This is a genomic window from Roseateles sp. P1_C1_2 (assembly GCF_056406535.1).
In genome coordinates, this window is record NZ_JBFUAB010000018.1 from 158,634 (window position 1) to 174,212 (window position 15,579).

The 15,579-nt window shown below is 59.4% G+C and carries 11 protein-coding genes, 5 tRNA genes and 1 pseudogene; 13 read left to right on the forward strand and 4 right to left on the reverse strand.

Features of this window, described 5'->3' with window-relative positions; genetic code table 11:
• The 10 genes from tig to AC1D2H_RS19095 all read left to right on the forward strand — a co-directional run bounded on the left by tig (position 1) and on the right by AC1D2H_RS19095 (position 7,769).
• Entirely contained in the window at positions 1-1,314 is a 1,314-nt protein-coding gene (gene tig / locus AC1D2H_RS19050; protein WP_478012054.1) for a trigger factor, read from the forward strand.
• A 106-nt stretch (positions 1,315-1,420) separates the two neighbouring features.
• On the forward strand, positions 1,421-2,029 hold the full coding sequence (clpP, locus tag AC1D2H_RS19055; RefSeq protein WP_478012055.1) for an ATP-dependent Clp endopeptidase proteolytic subunit ClpP: 609 nt from the start codon (positions 1,421-1,423) through the stop codon (positions 2,027-2,029).
• Positions 2,030-2,162: 133 nt separating this feature from the next.
• Positions 2,163-3,431 carry an ATP-dependent Clp protease ATP-binding subunit ClpX gene (clpX, locus tag AC1D2H_RS19060; RefSeq protein WP_477929533.1) on the forward strand — a complete coding sequence of 423 codons (1,269 nt, stop codon included), beginning with the start codon at positions 2,163-2,165 and terminating at the stop codon, positions 3,429-3,431.
• Between the two features lie 59 nt (positions 3,432-3,490).
• Positions 3,491-5,905: an endopeptidase La gene (gene lon / locus AC1D2H_RS19065; protein WP_478012056.1), complete on the forward strand. Its 2,415-nt coding sequence runs from the start codon at positions 3,491-3,493 to the stop codon at positions 5,903-5,905.
• 92 nt (positions 5,906-5,997) lie between these two features.
• Positions 5,998-6,073: transfer RNA gene (locus AC1D2H_RS19070), tRNA-Gly, on the forward strand.
• An 88-nt stretch (positions 6,074-6,161) separates the two neighbouring features.
• Positions 6,162-6,235 (forward strand) — tRNA-Cys (locus tag AC1D2H_RS19075).
• A 10-nt stretch (positions 6,236-6,245) separates the two neighbouring features.
• Positions 6,246-6,321 (forward strand) — tRNA-Gly (locus tag AC1D2H_RS19080).
• Positions 6,322-6,368: 47 nt separating this feature from the next.
• Positions 6,369-6,444, forward strand: a tRNA-Gly gene (locus tag AC1D2H_RS19085).
• Positions 6,445-6,516: 72 nt separating this feature from the next.
• A tRNA-Leu gene (locus AC1D2H_RS19090) sits at positions 6,517-6,602 on the forward strand.
• A 423-nt stretch (positions 6,603-7,025) separates the two neighbouring features.
• Positions 7,026-7,769, forward strand: coding sequence for a hypothetical protein (locus tag AC1D2H_RS19095; protein ID WP_478012057.1), 744 nt, complete (start codon positions 7,026-7,028; stop codon positions 7,767-7,769).
• Positions 7,770-8,002: 233 nt separating this feature from the next.
• Here the strand turns inward: AC1D2H_RS19095 and AC1D2H_RS19100 are convergent, their stop codons facing one another.
• Positions 8,003-9,592: a hypothetical protein gene (locus AC1D2H_RS19100; RefSeq protein ID WP_478012058.1), complete on the reverse strand. Its 1,590-nt coding sequence runs from the start codon at positions 9,590-9,592 to the stop codon at positions 8,003-8,005.
• Between the two features lie 491 nt (positions 9,593-10,083).
• Here AC1D2H_RS19100 and AC1D2H_RS19105 point away from each other — a divergent pair, with 491 nt between their 5' ends.
• Both AC1D2H_RS19105 and AC1D2H_RS19110 read left to right on the forward strand, forming a co-directional pair.
• On the forward strand, positions 10,084-10,494 hold the full coding sequence (locus tag AC1D2H_RS19105; RefSeq protein WP_478012059.1) for a hypothetical protein: 411 nt from the start codon (positions 10,084-10,086) through the stop codon (positions 10,492-10,494).
• An 868-nt stretch (positions 10,495-11,362) separates the two neighbouring features.
• Entirely contained in the window at positions 11,363-12,433 is a 1,071-nt protein-coding gene (locus AC1D2H_RS19110) for a pentapeptide repeat-containing protein (RefSeq protein WP_478012060.1), read from the forward strand.
• Positions 12,434-13,151: 718 nt separating this feature from the next.
• Here AC1D2H_RS19110 and AC1D2H_RS19115 read toward each other — a convergent pair.
• From AC1D2H_RS19115 to AC1D2H_RS19125, 3 genes are read right to left on the reverse strand one after another with little or no spacing between them, the layout of a single operon-like run.
• The gene (locus AC1D2H_RS19115) at positions 13,152-13,436 is read right to left on the reverse strand and encodes a hypothetical protein (RefSeq protein ID WP_478012061.1); all 285 of its coding nucleotides are present in this window, start codon (positions 13,434-13,436) and stop codon (positions 13,152-13,154) included.
• Entirely contained in the window at positions 13,433-14,077 is a 645-nt protein-coding gene (locus tag AC1D2H_RS19120; RefSeq protein ID WP_478012062.1) for a hypothetical protein, read from the reverse strand. Before AC1D2H_RS19120 ends, AC1D2H_RS19115 begins: the two co-directional genes overlap by 4 nt.
• Positions 14,074-14,658, reverse strand: coding sequence for an HNH endonuclease (locus AC1D2H_RS19125; protein WP_478012063.1), 585 nt, complete (start codon positions 14,656-14,658; stop codon positions 14,074-14,076). Before AC1D2H_RS19125 ends, AC1D2H_RS19120 begins: the two co-directional genes overlap by 4 nt.
• 761 nt (positions 14,659-15,419) lie before the next feature.
• On the opposite strand from AC1D2H_RS19125, the pseudogene AC1D2H_RS19130 reads away from it, so the two are divergent.
• Positions 15,420-15,579: pseudogene (locus tag AC1D2H_RS19130) on the forward strand (IS5/IS1182 family transposase); the annotation flags it as partial.

The following is a 15,579-nucleotide window of genomic DNA, read 5'->3' on the forward strand; positions in this document are numbered from 1 at the left end:
ATGGCCGTCACCGTCGAAACCCTCGAAAAGCTGGAACGCCGCATCACCCTGCACGTGGCGGCCTCTGAGATCAACAGCGAAGTCGAAGCCCGCCTCAAGAAGCTGGCCCGCACCGTCAAGGCCGACGGCTTCCGCCCCGGCAAGGTGCCGATGAACGTCGTGGCCCAGCGCTACGGCTATTCGGTGCAATACGAAGTCGTGAACGACAAGGTCGGCAACGCCTTCATGAGCGCCGCCAACGAAGCGCAACTGCGCGTCGCCGGCGCCCCGCGCATCGAGCAGAAGAATGAAGCGCCTGAGGGCCAGATGGCCTTCGACGCGACCTTCGAGGTCTACCCCGAAGTCAAGATCGGCGACCTGGCCGCAGCCGACGTCGAGCGCGTCACCAGCGAAGTCACCGACGAAGCCATCGACAAGACCGTCGAGATCCTGCGCAAGCAGCGCCGCACCTTCGCCCAGCGCCCGGCTGCCGATGTGGCCCAGGCCGGTGACCGCGTCAGCATCGACTTCGAAGGCAAGATCGACGGCGAGCCCTTCCCCGGCGGCAAGGCCGAAGGCTTCCAGTTCCTCATCGGCGAAGGCCAGATGCTGGAGCAGTTCGACGCTGCCGTGCGCGGCATGAAGGCCGGCGAGAGCAAGACCTTCCCGCTGCAGTTCCCCGAGGACTATCACGGCAAGGACGTGGCCGGCAAGGAAGCCGACTTCCTCGTCACGGTCAAGAAGATCGAAGCCCAGCATCTGCCCGAAGTGAACGAGGCTTTCGCCAAGTCCCTGGGCATCAAGGATGCGACGGTGGACGGCCTGCGCGCCGACATCAAGAAGAACCTCGAGCGCGAAGTGAAGTTCCGCGTGCTGGCTCGCAACAAGGGCGCCGTCATGGACGCTCTGGTTGCTGCTTCCGAGCTGGACGTGCCCAACGCGCTGGTCGAGGGCGAAGCCGCCCGCATGGTCGAGCAGGCCCGCGAGGACCTGAAGAAGCGTGGTGTGAAGGACGCCGACAAGGCCGAGATCCCCACCGACATCTTCAAGCCCCAAGCCGAGCGCCGCGTGCGCCTGGGTCTGGTCGTCTCCGAGCTGGTGCGCGCCAACAACCTGCAGGCCAAGCCGGCCCAGCTGCAGTCGCACATCGAGGAGCTGTCGCAGAGCTACGAGAAGCCCGCCGAAGTCATGCGCTGGTACCTGACCGACCGCGAGCGCATGGCCGAAGTCGAGGCCGTCGTCGTCGAGAACAATGTCACGGACTTCGTGCTGGCCACGGCCAAGGTGACCGACAAGGCCCTGCCGTTCGACGAGCTGATGGCTGCGGGCAACTGAGAGCCCTTCGCCTGACGAAGGCGCCGTGCCGCAAGGCCCGGCGCCTTTTTACTTGCGTGGCCATAATCCGTCCCCATAACAGACGTATTGATTTCCAAGGATCTGAATGAGCGCTCTCGACACCAGCAACCTCGGGCTCGTGCCCATGGTCATCGAACAGTCCGGTCGCGGCGAGCGTGCCTACGACATCTACTCGCGCCTGCTGCGTGAGCGGATCATCTTCCTGGTCGGCCCCGTCAATGACGGCGTCGCCAATCTGGTCGTTGCGCAGATGCTGTTCCTGGAGAGCGAGAACCCCGACAAGGAGATCTCGCTGTACATCAACAGCCCGGGCGGCAGCGTGTCGGCCGGCATGTCCATCTTCGACACCATGCAGTTCATCAAGCCGCAGGTCTCGACGCTGTGCATGGGCCTGGCGGCCAGCATGGGCGCCTTCCTGCTCGCGGCCGGCTCCAAGGGCAAGCGCTTCTCGCTGCCGAACTCCAAGATCATGATCCACCAGCCCCTGGGCGGCGCGCAGGGCCAGGCCACGGATATTGAGATCCATGCGCGTGAAATCCTGAAGACTCGCGAGACCCTGAATCGCATCCTGGCCGAGCGCAGCGGCCAGACCCTGGAGAAAATCCAGTCGGACACCGAGCGCGACTATTTCATGTCGGCTGCCGAAGCCCAGGGCTACGGCCTGATCGACCAGGTGCTGGAACACCGCCCCTGAGTTGTGAGGGGCCGTAACTGGCACCCGGATTCGCAGCGAAATCGGGGCCCTTATCCCCACAAGGGCCCCGAGATCGTTTGGACTATCATCATTTCAGGCACCCGCCTGTTCACTGGCATTCCCGAGCAGACCCATGGCCGACAAAAAAGGCACCTCCAGCGAAAAAGTTCTGTACTGCTCGTTCTGTGGCAAAAGCCAGCATGAAGTCAAAAAGCTGATCGCCGGACCTTCGGTTTTCATCTGCGACGAATGCATCGAGCTGTGCAACGACATCGTCCGTGACGAGATCCCGGCGCCGGCGCCTGCCGCGCGTGCCGGCAAGTCCGACCTGCCCGTGCCGAGCGAGATCAAGTCGAGTCTCGATCAGTACGTCATCGGCCAGGACGTTGCCAAGCGCACCTTGGCCGTGGCGGTCTACAACCACTACAAACGCCTGCGCCACATGGCGTCGAGCAAGGACTCGGTCGAGCTGTCCAAGAGCAACATCCTCTTGATCGGCCCGACCGGCTCCGGCAAGACGCTGCTGGCGCAGACGCTGGCGCGCCTGTTGAACGTGCCCTTCGTGATCGCCGACGCGACGACGCTGACCGAAGCGGGCTATGTCGGCGAGGACGTCGAGAACATCATCCAGAAGCTGCTGCAGAACTGCAATTACGACGTCGAGCGTGCGCAGCGCGGCATCGTCTACATCGACGAGATCGACAAGATCTCGCGCAAGGCCGACAACCCCTCCATCACGCGCGACGTGTCGGGCGAGGGCGTGCAGCAGGCCCTGCTCAAGCTCGTCGAAGGCACGATGGCTTCCGTCCCTCCGCAGGGCGGCCGCAAGCACCCCAACCAGGATTTCCTGCAGATCGACACGACCAACATCCTGTTCATCTGCGGCGGCGCCTTCGACGGCCTGGAGAAGGTCATCCAGAACCGCAGCGAGAAGTCCGGCATCGGCTTCAGTGCCACGGTGAAAACCAAGAGCGAGAAGCGCGTCTCCGAGGTCTTCCGCGAGTGCGAGCCCGAGGACATCATCAAGTTCGGCCTCATCCCCGAGCTCGTCGGCCGCCTGCCCGTCGTCGCGACGCTGGGCGAGCTGACCGAGGACGCCTTGGTGCAGATCCTGACAGAGCCCAAGAACGCGCTGGTCAAGCAGTACCAGCAGCTGTTCGAGATGGACGGCGTCGAGCTGGAAATCCGCAAGCCGGCCCTGGCCGCCATCGCCCGCAAGGCGCTGGCCCGCAAGACCGGCGCCCGCGGTCTGCGTTCCATCATGGAGCAGTCGCTGATCGACACCATGTTCGACCTGCCCGCCTTGGATGGCGTGGAGAAGGTCGTGCTGGACGAACACAACATCGAGGACGCCTCGGCACGTCCCTTGCTGGTCTATCGCGAACAAAAGGCCAGCGCCTAAGCCCTCAACTTGCAATCGCCACCTCAGGCCTGATATCGGCCTGAGAAAGAGAGGTCTTCATGTCCGGACATCCCATCCTCCCCGCCGACCCGATCACGCTGCCGCTGCTGCCGCTGCGCGATGTGGTCGTCTTCCCGCACATGGTCATCCCGCTGTTCGTGGGCCGGCCCAAGTCCATCAAGGCCCTGGAAGCCGCGATGGAAGCGGGTCGCCAGATCATGCTGGTCGCCCAGAAGGCCGCCGGCAAGGACGAGCCCAAGCCCGAAGACATGTTCGAGGTCGGCTGCGTCTCCAGCATCCTGCAGATGCTCAAGCTGCCTGATGGCACCGTGAAGGTGCTGGTCGAAGGCTTGCAGCGTGCCACCACCAGCTCCATCACCGAGCCGGGTGAGCACTTCGTCGCTGAAGTCACGCCCATCCCGCCCGAGACCGAGCACGCGCCCGAAGTCGAGGCTCTGCGCCGCGCCGTCACGCAGCAGTTCGACCAGTACGTCAAGCTCAACAAGAAGATCCCGCCCGAGATCCTCACGTCCATCGGCGGCATCGATGACCCGGGTCGCCTGGCCGACACCATCGCCGCCCACCTGCCGCTCAAGCTCGACGCCAAGCAGGCCGTGCTGGACCTGGCCGAAGTGGCCAAGCGCCTGGAAAAACTGCTCGACCTGCTCGAGCACGAAGTCGACATCCTGCAGGTCGAAAAGCGCATCCGTGGCCGCGTCAAGCGCCAGATGGAGAAGAGCCAGCGCGAGTACTACCTGAACGAGCAGGTCAAGGCCATCCAGAAGGAACTGGGCGACGGCGAAGAAGGCGCCGACATGGAGGAGCTCGAGAAGAAGATCCTCGCGGCCCGCATGCCCAAGGAAGCGCGCAAGAAGGCCGACGCTGAGCTGAAGAAGCTCAAGCTGATGTCGCCCATGTCCGCCGAAGCGACGGTGGTGCGCAACTACATCGACACCCTGGTCAACCTGCCCTGGAGCAAGAAGACCAAGATCAAGCACGACCTCAAGAATGCCGAGGATGTGCTGAACGAAGACCACTACGGCCTCGAGAAGGTCAAGGACCGCATCCTTGAATATCTCGCGGTGCAGCAGCGCGTCGAGAAGGTCAAGGCGCCCATCCTGTGCCTGGTTGGCCCCCCGGGCGTCGGCAAGACCTCGCTCGGCCAGAGCGTGGCGCGCGCCACCGGCCGCAAGTTCATCCGCATGGCCCTGGGCGGCGTGCGCGATGAAGCCGAGATCCGCGGCCACCGCCGCACCTACATCGGCTCCATGCCGGGCAAGGTGCTGCAGTCGCTGACCAAGGTCGGTACGCGCAACCCGCTGTTCCTGCTCGACGAGATCGACAAGCTGGGCATGGACTTCCGCGGCGACCCGTCGTCGGCGCTGCTGGAGGTGCTGGACCCCGAGCAGAACCACACCTTCGGCGACCATTACATCGAGGTCGACTTCGACCTGTCCGATGTGATGTTCGTGGCCACGTCCAACTCGATGAACATCCCGCCGGCCCTGCTGGACCGCATGGAAGTCATCCGCCTGTCGGGCTACACCGAGGACGAGAAGGTCAACATCGCCCAGACCTATCTGCTGCCCAAGCAACGCAAGAACAACGGCGTGCTGGACGAGGAGCTGGATGTCACCGAGTCGGCCGTGCGCGGCATCATCCGCTACTACACGCGTGAAGCCGGTGTGCGTTCGCTTGAACGCGAGATGTCCAAGATCTGCCGCAAGGTGGTCAAGGGCATCCAGCTCAAGACCTACGAAGGCAAGGTTACGGTCACCGAGGACAACCTCAACGACTTCCTGGGCGTGCGCAAATACGACTTTGGCCGTGCCGAGAAGAAGAACCAGGTGGGCCAGGTCGTCGGCCTCGCATGGACCGAAGTGGGCGGCGATCTGCTGACCATCGAAGCCACCGCGATGCCGGGCAAGGGCAACATCATCCGCACCGGTTCGCTGGGCGATGTGATGAAGGAATCCGTCGAGGCTGCTCGTACGGTGGTGCGCTCACGCGCCCGTCGTCTCGGCATCAAGGACGAGGTCTTCGAGAAGCGCGATGTGCACGTGCACGTGCCTGACGGCGCCACGCCCAAGGACGGCCCGAGCGCGGGCGCCGCGATGACCACTGCCTTCGTGTCTGCACTGACCGGCATTCCGGTGCGCGCCGACGTCGCCATGACCGGCGAGATCACGTTGCGCGGCGAAGTCACCGCCATCGGTGGCCTGAAGGAAAAGCTGCTCGCCGCTCACCGCGGTGGCATCAAGACCGTGATGATCCCGGAAGAGAACGTCAAGGACCTGCAGGACATTCCGGAGAACGTGAAGAACCAGCTCGAGATCGTGCCCGTGCGCTGGATCGAGCGCGTGCTCGAGGTCGCCTTGGAATCCATGCCGGCACCGCTGCCCGACGAAGAAACGCCCGTTAGCGCGGCCAAGCCGGAAGAGGGCGCGGCCAAGAGCACCGTGGTGCCACATTGAGTGCGGCTGGCTTGTCATCCGACCAAAAATTGGATTACAATGCCAGCTTCGCTAGACAGGCAGCTGCAGAGTTGTTTGCCTGACGGAACAAAGCGGGATTAGCTCAGTTGGTAGAGCGATACCTTGCCAAGGTATAGGTCGAGAGTTCGAGCCTCTTATCCCGCTCCAGTTTTTTCCTAAATGGGAAGCCCAGGCTTCCCATTTTCGTCAAGGTCGCACCAACGGCCGTGACGGGCGAGATTCAAAAGTTGGCGACGGCGCGATAGCAAAGCGGTTATGCCCCGGATTGCAAATCCGGTTAGTCCGGTTCGACTCCGGATCGCGCCTCCAAAAGCACCATGCGGGTGTAGCTCAGTTGGTAGAGCGCAACCTTGCCAAGGTTGAGGTCACGAGTTCGAGCCTCGTTACCCGCTCCAAAAAAATCGGTCGCACCGATGTTTGATCGCAAGATCAAGCGAAATGCGCGGGTGTAGCTCAGTTGGTAGAGCGCAACCTTGCCAAGGTTGAGGTCACGAGTTCGAGCCTCGTTACCCGCTCCAAATTCACGGGAGATTCGAGCAATCGAGTCTCCCGTTTTCTTTTGTGCGGCCCGGATAATCCGCTCGCCGCGCGGGTGGCGAAATCGGTAAACGCAGCGGACTTAAAATCCGCTACTAGCGGGTTATGGGTCAAACCAGCGAATTAGCGGTTTCCACCAATGTGGACACAACTACCTCCCGAAGCCTATTGTTGAAGGTCGACGCGGCGTACTAGGCGCGCGTGCCGGCCTCGGATCTGCGACTCGTTTTCGGGATTCGCACCGGCTCCTTCCGAGCGGTGAGGCATGCGGCCCCTACGCGCCATTGAAGCGGCAATAGACGCCTTGATGCATCTACCGGCCGAATGGCATGTGCAGGCTCAGAGTGTGAAACGGCCTCCAATGAGCCTGGTTCTTGAAGGACAGTGACGGTTCTGTTCCGACGTTGGGTGACTAGTGGCTACCCAGCCCCCGCGCCGCCGGGTCAGGCCAACGCCGCCTCTCCCATCCGGCAAAGCACCTGCTGGGTCAAGCAATGGTTTTCCTCATACGGGACAGCATCAGCGCCTACTGACGATAGCGGCAGTCATGTAGGCTGACGACATGCCTCAATGCCGCCTCTGCCTCAAAGATCGCAAGTTGTGCGATTCGCACATCATTCCAGAGTTCCTTTATTCGGGTCTCTATAACGACAAGCATCAGATGATGGGCATCAACGGCGCCGGCACAAAGGGCTGGAAGCCGCTGCAGAAAGGCATAACCGAAAAGCTGTTTTGCGAGCCATGCGAGCAGCACTTCAGCAATCACGTGGAGGCGCCATTCAAGTCAGATTGGTGCGACAAGTTCCCGCTGCCAGATCCATGGCCGACAGACCACGTCGAGTTGGTTCGCGTCCGGGACTATCGGAGCTTCAAACTCTTCCATCTGAGCATTATCTTCCGCGCGGGTGTCAGCACGTCTGCCACGTTCGCCCAGGTTCAATTGGGGGCTCACGAAGAACGCATGCGGCAACTGCTGCTCGGTCTTGATCCAGGCCGCGCAGACCGGTACTCCGTCTTTGGATATGCAGTGGTTCGCCACGACAACCACAGAATCGTTCAGATGGTGTCCCCGCCGCGAGCCAGTTCGTTCGGCAATCGGCCTTGCTATGGGACGATTTATGCCGGCGTTCAGTGGTGGGTAAGGGTGACCTCGAGTGCTCACCGAGAATTCGAAGCCGTGTCTCTCAGAGAAGACGGGAGCATGTCAATTGCGGCGGCCCCCTGGCATGAACTGTCAGCTCTGCAGGATGCCAGCAAGGCCTTGCGAAGGGCGGACGCGGCGCGTCGGAAGCCCGAGCAAAGCTAGTGCGCTGGAGGGCGAGCCTGCGATCCAGTCTTCATGAGCATCGCCGGCTGCCGGGGTCAGCCTGAATCGACGTCGCCGCATGAGCGGCGGCTCCGCAGCGGAAGCGGCTCGTCGAGTCGGCTCCGACGCGCGTACGCTGTCAGCCCGGAGCAGACATTCACGAATGACGGCTATTTTTTGCCGAGCTCCCGCTTGAGTCGAGATTGCCGTCTATCGACAAGTGCGCGTTAACACTAGCCGGTGCTGCCGATTACCGCGTCGCCCGGATCGAAGTCGTACCACCACTTGAAATTATCGGCGGGGCGCCACTCAACCAAAACCGACTCTCCGTCGGCTACTTGGGAAAGGTCCGCTTCGATGTGCGGCAGAACTGCGCTGAATGTGAAGATCCGTCTTGGCAGCGCAATCGGCTCGCCGAAAACAAGTAACGTTTGCGTTTCCTGCTCGACGTACTTGAGTTCGGCAGGTTTCGTCTTTTCCAAAATTGTGCGAATGTTCTGTCCGCTATCTTCAACTTCCAACATTGACGTAAGTGGAGAGGCTAGGCTGTCCTTCCCGCGAACATCGCCTGGCGCACCATACTTGATGAATGCGTCGAGTTGCAAATGGTCTTCGCGTTCAACTGTTGTAAGGTGAAACGTAATTCGGCGACCAAGAATCTCGGCGAGGCGTTGTGCGCTGCGTGTATATGCCAAGAACGCCTGCATGCTGCGCATGTGTACCTTCATTGATCCGGATGGATCGCGCCCGGCAAAGAGTTTTCTTCCTCCGATTTTCAACTCAAATTCGACTAACCAGCCTCTGAAGAGGCGATCCACAAACTGCGAAACGTCATCGAAGTATGGCAAGGTCGCAATATCCAAACCGACCCATGAGTTGATGTCTACCTCAAACGTGAAGCTTGCCGTAGCTAGATTCTGTATGCGCGTGCCACATTTGAGACGCACCATTCCTCCGCATGCCACGCCATGGAACGTTAGTTCCTTCGAGCCGTTCTGAAGATATCCATCGACGTCATCCAGTTGAAGGCGATCGGTACCATCCGGGTGCAGCAGGCAAATCCTCATCTTTGCCTTGCGCTTTGGGGGCTGAAATCGGAGCTGGCCAGATGGGTTGTTTCGCACAGGCTCAAATGCAGCCTCAACGGCTCGCGACCCCTGGATAGTCACGCTCCGGGCGGAAATTGACAGGGCCTCACCTTGCTCCAGAAAAGCATCGAGCCTAGGCGCGATGTCATCGTCTTTGCCCGCCTCAATTCGAAAAGTCAGCGCAACTGTTTCCTTCGCGTGCAGGGTGATTTCTGGCCCACTGTCGCCATAGCGAGTCGAAACTGTGATGCGAGAGTCAAGCGACTCAAGCCCAGTTTTCACTGCGGTGTGAGCGTTCTGAAGCAGGGCCGTTTGTAGGCTGGGCGTACCGACGAGCGCCGAAACCATCTGCTGCTGAACGTTAGCCTCGCTAAGCGGCGCACGCCCCAATTCGCGAGTTGCTGTTTCCTCGGCCTGCTGCTTCCAGGAGCGCATCAACGCAACCGTGTATCGATCCGGGTCCTGATCGATCAGCCGTGCACATCGTTGACAAAGCCAAATCCCGTTGTCGATGGATGATCGTTGTTCCGATGTCATCCCATCGTTGTACCGGGGGCCCTTCGGTGAAGCGGCCTCGATGTGTGCGGCATCGCCGTCACGAAGCACGCCGTCATTGCCCCTTCCTGGGGCTGCCGTGGCGGCACGGCAGCCGGGGTTTGAACAATGGTGGGCGACTCGCTCCCGTAAATCTCGCTTCACCTGTTCGCCGAAGTTGTCTTTCTGATTCCTCGCCATCCTTGGATTCTCGGGCTTCGGCCGTTAGCTCGCCAGAGCTGCTATCTGAGCAGACCAATCTCTGGCTTCTTGGCCGCAACCGCCCGTTATCGGAGCGGCTAGCGCGCATTCCTCCTAGCGACAGATCAGGTGTGAGAGACGGCTTTTCGGCAGAGAGATAGGCTGCCTTGTAGTCCACAGCGGGTCGATAGCAGTCGGGCGCAAGGCTTGGGTCGGATGGCCGCTCTCAGCCTGGAACGGTCCATCTGGCTTTAACACGTCGTGGGCAAAAAGATGCCCCGGCGCCAGGCCGGGGCTGAATGCCTTCGCTCGCGCAAGGCGCCTGCTCAGGGAGGAAAAGCAGGGATTGCCAATGTATCGGTCGCCGACCGGAACTTGAGCGGCGGGTTTGTTTCATTGGTTGCGGCGAGCTGGCCAGCTACGGCAGTCCAGTCGTTAGCTGGAGATTTCACCGTTGCGCCAGCTTCCCCCGACTGGCAGAGTCACCTCTGATGAACGCCGCTTCCTCGCAATCACCCACCTCCGGTGAGTACATAACTCGGGTCATGGAAGGTGCCACCCTCGTCGACGGCAAGCAGACGTGGGAGCTCGCTGAGGGCAGCAAGAACGACCTCGGGATGATGCTCCGATGCTGCGAGGCAGAACTGGAAACGATGAAGCGAGCCAAGGTCGTAGCCGCGCCGTTTTACTTTGAGCGAGCAGCATTGCTTCTGCGTAAGGCCAAGCACTACGAGCGTGAGATCGAAATCTGCGAAACGTATATTGAAGCGGTCCACGAGCATTACTCGTCGAATGCTCAGGATTACGAGGCAGATGTACGAAAGGGCYCTCGATTTCTGGCTCTTCAGGCCAGAGTTCCGAAAGCACGGGCACTGCTGAGCAAAACTAAAGGCGCCGCGTAACCCTTCCGCTCCGATGCAGGCCTACAGCGAGGCAGTCGTCTCAGGCGTAGTCAGACGGTTCGCCGTGCTCGGCTTGAAAGTCCTCTTACAGCCTGAAGCCGTCCTTCGGTGGCCCGATCGGCCCTACGTCGGCTTTGCAGCGGAAGCAGTCGTTCAACTTGCCAGCTGTCGGGGGCGGCGTTCAGCCTCAAGCTGTCGTAGACGGTTGCTGCCTTGACCTACCTCAAAGCGCCCAGCAAGAACAACCGAGCGCGCCCCAGAAGCTACGCGTGTCGCCAACAGGCACATCCTTCGTCCAGGAGTGATCGCGTGCGTGGACGCCACATGCGCTCGCACAACCGCACCCGATGCTGGACCGCTGCCCCGCCTTCGTGAACAGCCCTGCGGCAGCGTTGCAATGCTGGTAGCCACCGAAACGGCGAACGGGGCTCCAGTCGGGGCTCGGCTTCGGCGGCGGCGCTTCGTCAGCGAACGGGCCGCTGCCGTGCGCGATCCGGCCACCCATGACGGTGAGCTCGGCGTACAGGTCTGAAATGTCGGCCTGCTGTGAGACATTCCTTGGTTTGCAGAGTAATCTGGCTGCCGTACATACCGCATGTCACCAACTAATTTCATGCGGTTGAATACGGCCCGCAGACGTCTATCCGAGGCTTGGTCAATCGTAATTCCGATCACGCTCCGCGGCCCAACCGAAAACACTGACCGGCGTCACAATACGATATCAGGAGGAATGTCAAGGATGGTTCGAGGAAAATGGAGGAGAGCCCATCACGCACCGAATGGCTCCGTCAAACACTTGAGAAAACCCAGCTTCAACGCTGCCACCAAGAGAAACCTCTCACCCCGGGCCGCACAGGCGCGAAAACTCTTGAGCAAGGTCCTGCACATTCCGCCTGTGTCATGGGCTTGGAATTTTATTCTCGAGATATTTGGACCTCGCGGTTATCTCTTCATAGGCTCCATAGTAAGCGCATATCTAGTTGTCTACGCTTTGTTCCTTGGGCAGCATGAACGGCAGACAGAGAGGGCGGCGCTGATGATGGCAAATTTTTTCACACTCACGTCATCAAGCCCAAGCAACTTCACCTATGGCGTTTCAATGCTTTCATCCGTAGCGAGCACCGAGGTGTCCCAGGAACCTCAGCTATTTGCACCTTCCGAATGGATTGGGAACAACAAGAAGCCTAATGAAGATTGGCTGGTGAGTTGGCTCATCGGAGTCTCATCGCGCTGTGAAAACAATTCTTGCGGAAACTCGCGAAAGAATTGGCGAGGAGATATGAGTGGCGCAGACTTCAGCAACCTCGAAATCAGTTCACGACGCCACTCAACTGCTGAACGGCTGGATTTGAGTGGAATGAAGTTGGACGATTCAAATCTACGAGGGGCCAGGGTATCACTCGCCTCTTTTGCGAAATCATCCTTCGTACGTGGAAATCTCATGAGTATTGATGCCCAGGGAAGTAATTTCTCTGGCGTTGATTTTAGAAATGCCGATTTGCGCCACGCTAAACTCGGAACGCTTATGCACGATGAGAACTACGGCACCAATTCTAACTTTTCAAGTGCCAGCTTGCGCGGCGTCAATGCAAATTGCGCCTCATTTGCGTCCGCTGACATGCGCAATGCTGACCTTAGTTCCTTTCATCCCCGAGAGGTAACCTGGAAGGAGCGCCGAACATCGAATTTTCGCTGGGTTGACTTTTCTTACGCCGACCTTCGCGGTGCGAATTTGGAGGGGGTACTCCTTGAAGGAGCAGACCTCACCAAAGCAAATATTGCAGGCGCCAAAATGAAGGGAGCCATATACAGCACCTCCACCCGCTTTCCAGACAATATGGTTCCAGCAGGAATGATCGACACCGATTCCTTTCGTTCTGAATTCAAACAACTTCGAGAATCACGAGAGGAAAGGTGCCAATCCGGCATAAATGACTAATCTTTCCCCAGGGAAGAAGTCACATGCAAACCCAGCAGGAGCAAACCAACGGCCCACAAAAGCCGCGCGTGTTCGCCGTGGGAAACTCCGCGCGCACAACCGCCGCTTGGTCGTTCCCGTGCACCCCGCAACCGCTGCTGCAGCCACACATCGCCGCATACGCCGACCAGTGAGCTCGATCACAGCCAACGGGTGCTGGACACGTTCGAGGACTACTGCAGCGTCACGCAGAGCGTCCCGTCGGCAATACCCGTGACGCTGCGAGTGGTGGACAGGAGCGGTAATGAAAGCTTGACCAGGAAATGGGCGCTACCCTGCAAAGAAGCAACCGCGCTCGGCTGAAGGCCGTCCCGCGCAGCAGTTCCAAGCCCGCCTTCGTCGATGATCTAAGCAGGCAACCTTCACAAGACGTTTTGCATGAGCTTTCGCGACTGGGCACGCAATCGGGAGTACGTCCATAGCTTCGAACACGCTGAGGGGTGCGGCGACAAGCACCTCAGAAGCTCAAGGATGCCGTGGAGAGCGGCGAGCCTTTGTCTCTTGACGGGATTGGCAGTCCACTATCGCGTCGATTGCCCGACCTAGGCGGGACACAACGTCCTGCACGCTAGTGGCCCCATACGTCCGATCCGTGGCCGGGCTGCAGCGAAGGACCCAGCACCAGCTCGACGAGGTTAGCCGAGATGGAAGGAATCGTTCGGTTAGGCTCGTTGGGCTCTCAATCTATTGCCAGCTGCGATAGCGGAATGCACCCAGCCCGCTCAATGAATTTCGTCTCAGCTTCTTCGTCGGGAAGCATATAGAGCACATCCAGTGGCAATTCACGTCCTGCCAATGCCATTTCATACTTCAATCGTGCAAGTAGTTCACCAGCAGGGCCGACAATGAGAATATCTAAATCTACTCCAACGCCACGCAAAGACGAGCCAAACATAAATGATCGAAAATGGCAAAGCGACGCGCAGCACTTGAGCAAGTGCTTGGCCACAGCAGATGATTTCATTTGCTCGCCCGCAGCAATGGTCCTAACTCGTCCCATTTCATCACCCTGCAGCCGAGTGCACGTGCCGCATCAATCGCGCTTGCCGTCGGGCTACCATTTGGATTTATATTCCAAGCTACATCTATCGGCCCAAAGCGATCCCACATGGTGCGAACAGCATCGGCTGTTGGCTCATACGCCATAATCATTCCAATTCTTATCGTCCTACCATTTTTCATGGTCGCCTTGAGCACACGATCAAACTCTCTGTCTAGGTGCTCTATGGACTTTATTTGGCTGATGAGCCGATATGCAAAAAAATAGTCTTTATGGGTTGCGCCCCTTAAATTTCCACTGTTCACAGCAGAACCAAGCGTTCCAGCGCTGCCCCAGCCTATTGCATTCGCTTCTAAATAGCTGATTGCGCCACCCTCCCAGACGCACTCCTTTCGATACCCACACAAGAACTCCATCTCGGGAATATTCTGATGATACTGAGTGGCTAGAGCCTGGGTAATCGTGTAGTCAGCAGAAACGACTGCAATAGTGTCAGGCCGACCAGGCATCGAGACGCGAATTGCATCGCCTCCAACATGCTGAGCTGCTAAGGAAGATATGCTCTTGGTGAGAAGCTCAATTGCGTAATTGATCTGCCAGCTCATTGGAACATCTCATCCATGGCAATCGGGTATCGAGTCGCACCCCCAGCGATTCCGCAAACATGTCGCTCAACGAGACCCCGAACATGTTCCTTGTAATTCGCGAAAGCTTCTCGCTCCTCAGCGGTCAGGTGGCTCGCATTAGCCTCGACAATGGATTGCATGCGAAAGTGATTAGGCAAGATTACGCCTCGCATCCTCTGCGTCCACGTCCTAGCCGCGTCCGACTCAGGGTCGTACTCAAATCTGGAACCGTCGGAGGGAGCGAACTCTCGCCATATTGCTTTGTTTTCGGCCATGGCGACTACCAGTGCAGCTCTGACCTGCCTCCGGTCGGCATAGGAGCGAATCCCCTGGGCAAGCATCAAAGCTGAAAGATGGTTTCTTTTCCAGCTTAGCATTGTTGCCCTGGAATACTGCTCAGGAGCCTTGTCTACAATGGTGTGACATTTTGGACACAAGAGGATTAAGTTGTCGTACCCGTCGACATCAAACCCACCAACAGGACGTTCTTCGTGACGCGGCCCAGCCTCCCCATGCGGTATTACATGCGCCATCTCAGCGATATGTTTGTCTCCGCCCATCTCGATTGGGAATAACTCTTGAAGACAGTCAGGTCGCTGGCAGCGTCCCGCCGCCGCTGAAAACAATCGCAGCTTTGTTTCGGTGGGTATTTGCTTTCTGTCTGCCACAGTTGGGTCTCAAGTCCGGAGTGATAGCGAGGGTTTATCAGCGCAACACGATTTCCTAGAGCGCGGTATTGCTGTCTTGCATGAAAAGCACATTGTCTTGCCGGATCAGAACCCGACCATTGGAAGTTATACCCAGCAGGAACAACCGAGCGCACTTCAGAAGCCGCGCGTGTCCGCGTAGGCAATTCCGCACGCGCCACCGCCGCATGGTTGTGCCCATGCACCCCGCACCCGCTGCTGCAACCACACATCGCCGCATACGCTGGTGATGCGCCAAGCGCGAGCTTCCGCGGCTGGTAGCCGCCGAAGGTCTTCACCGGCAACCAACTGGGCGCCGGCGCGGGGAGCGGTGGCGCCAGCTGGGCAAACCCACCGCTGCCGTGCACAACGCGGCCTGCAAGCGAGCGTCACTTAAAGTCGCGGCGCGCCATCGCAAGGCGTCCATGTAGGGGCGTGAGTCAGACGAGGCGTCTCGGCACTAGAGATGTGTGACTCCAATCGCCCCACAGGCTTGTGTGTCGGGTGTCCGTCGCGGCGGTCATTCAAGACGCCGGCCGCGAGTGACGGCTGGCAGCCGAGGCTGTGTGAAAACCCTCCTTTGATTGGACGCACCGCCGCCTAAATTTTGTGAACGCCACAGCACGGGCTGCCACATGAAGCGATTCATCGAGGGAGAAGGCCGACACCAGGTCACGCTGCTACCCGAGTGCCTTGACGACTTCGTCGACGCAGACAACCCGGTCCGAGTCGTTGACGCCTTTGTCGATGAGTTGGATCTGCAGGAGCTGGGCTTTGAAGGCGCCAACCCAGCGA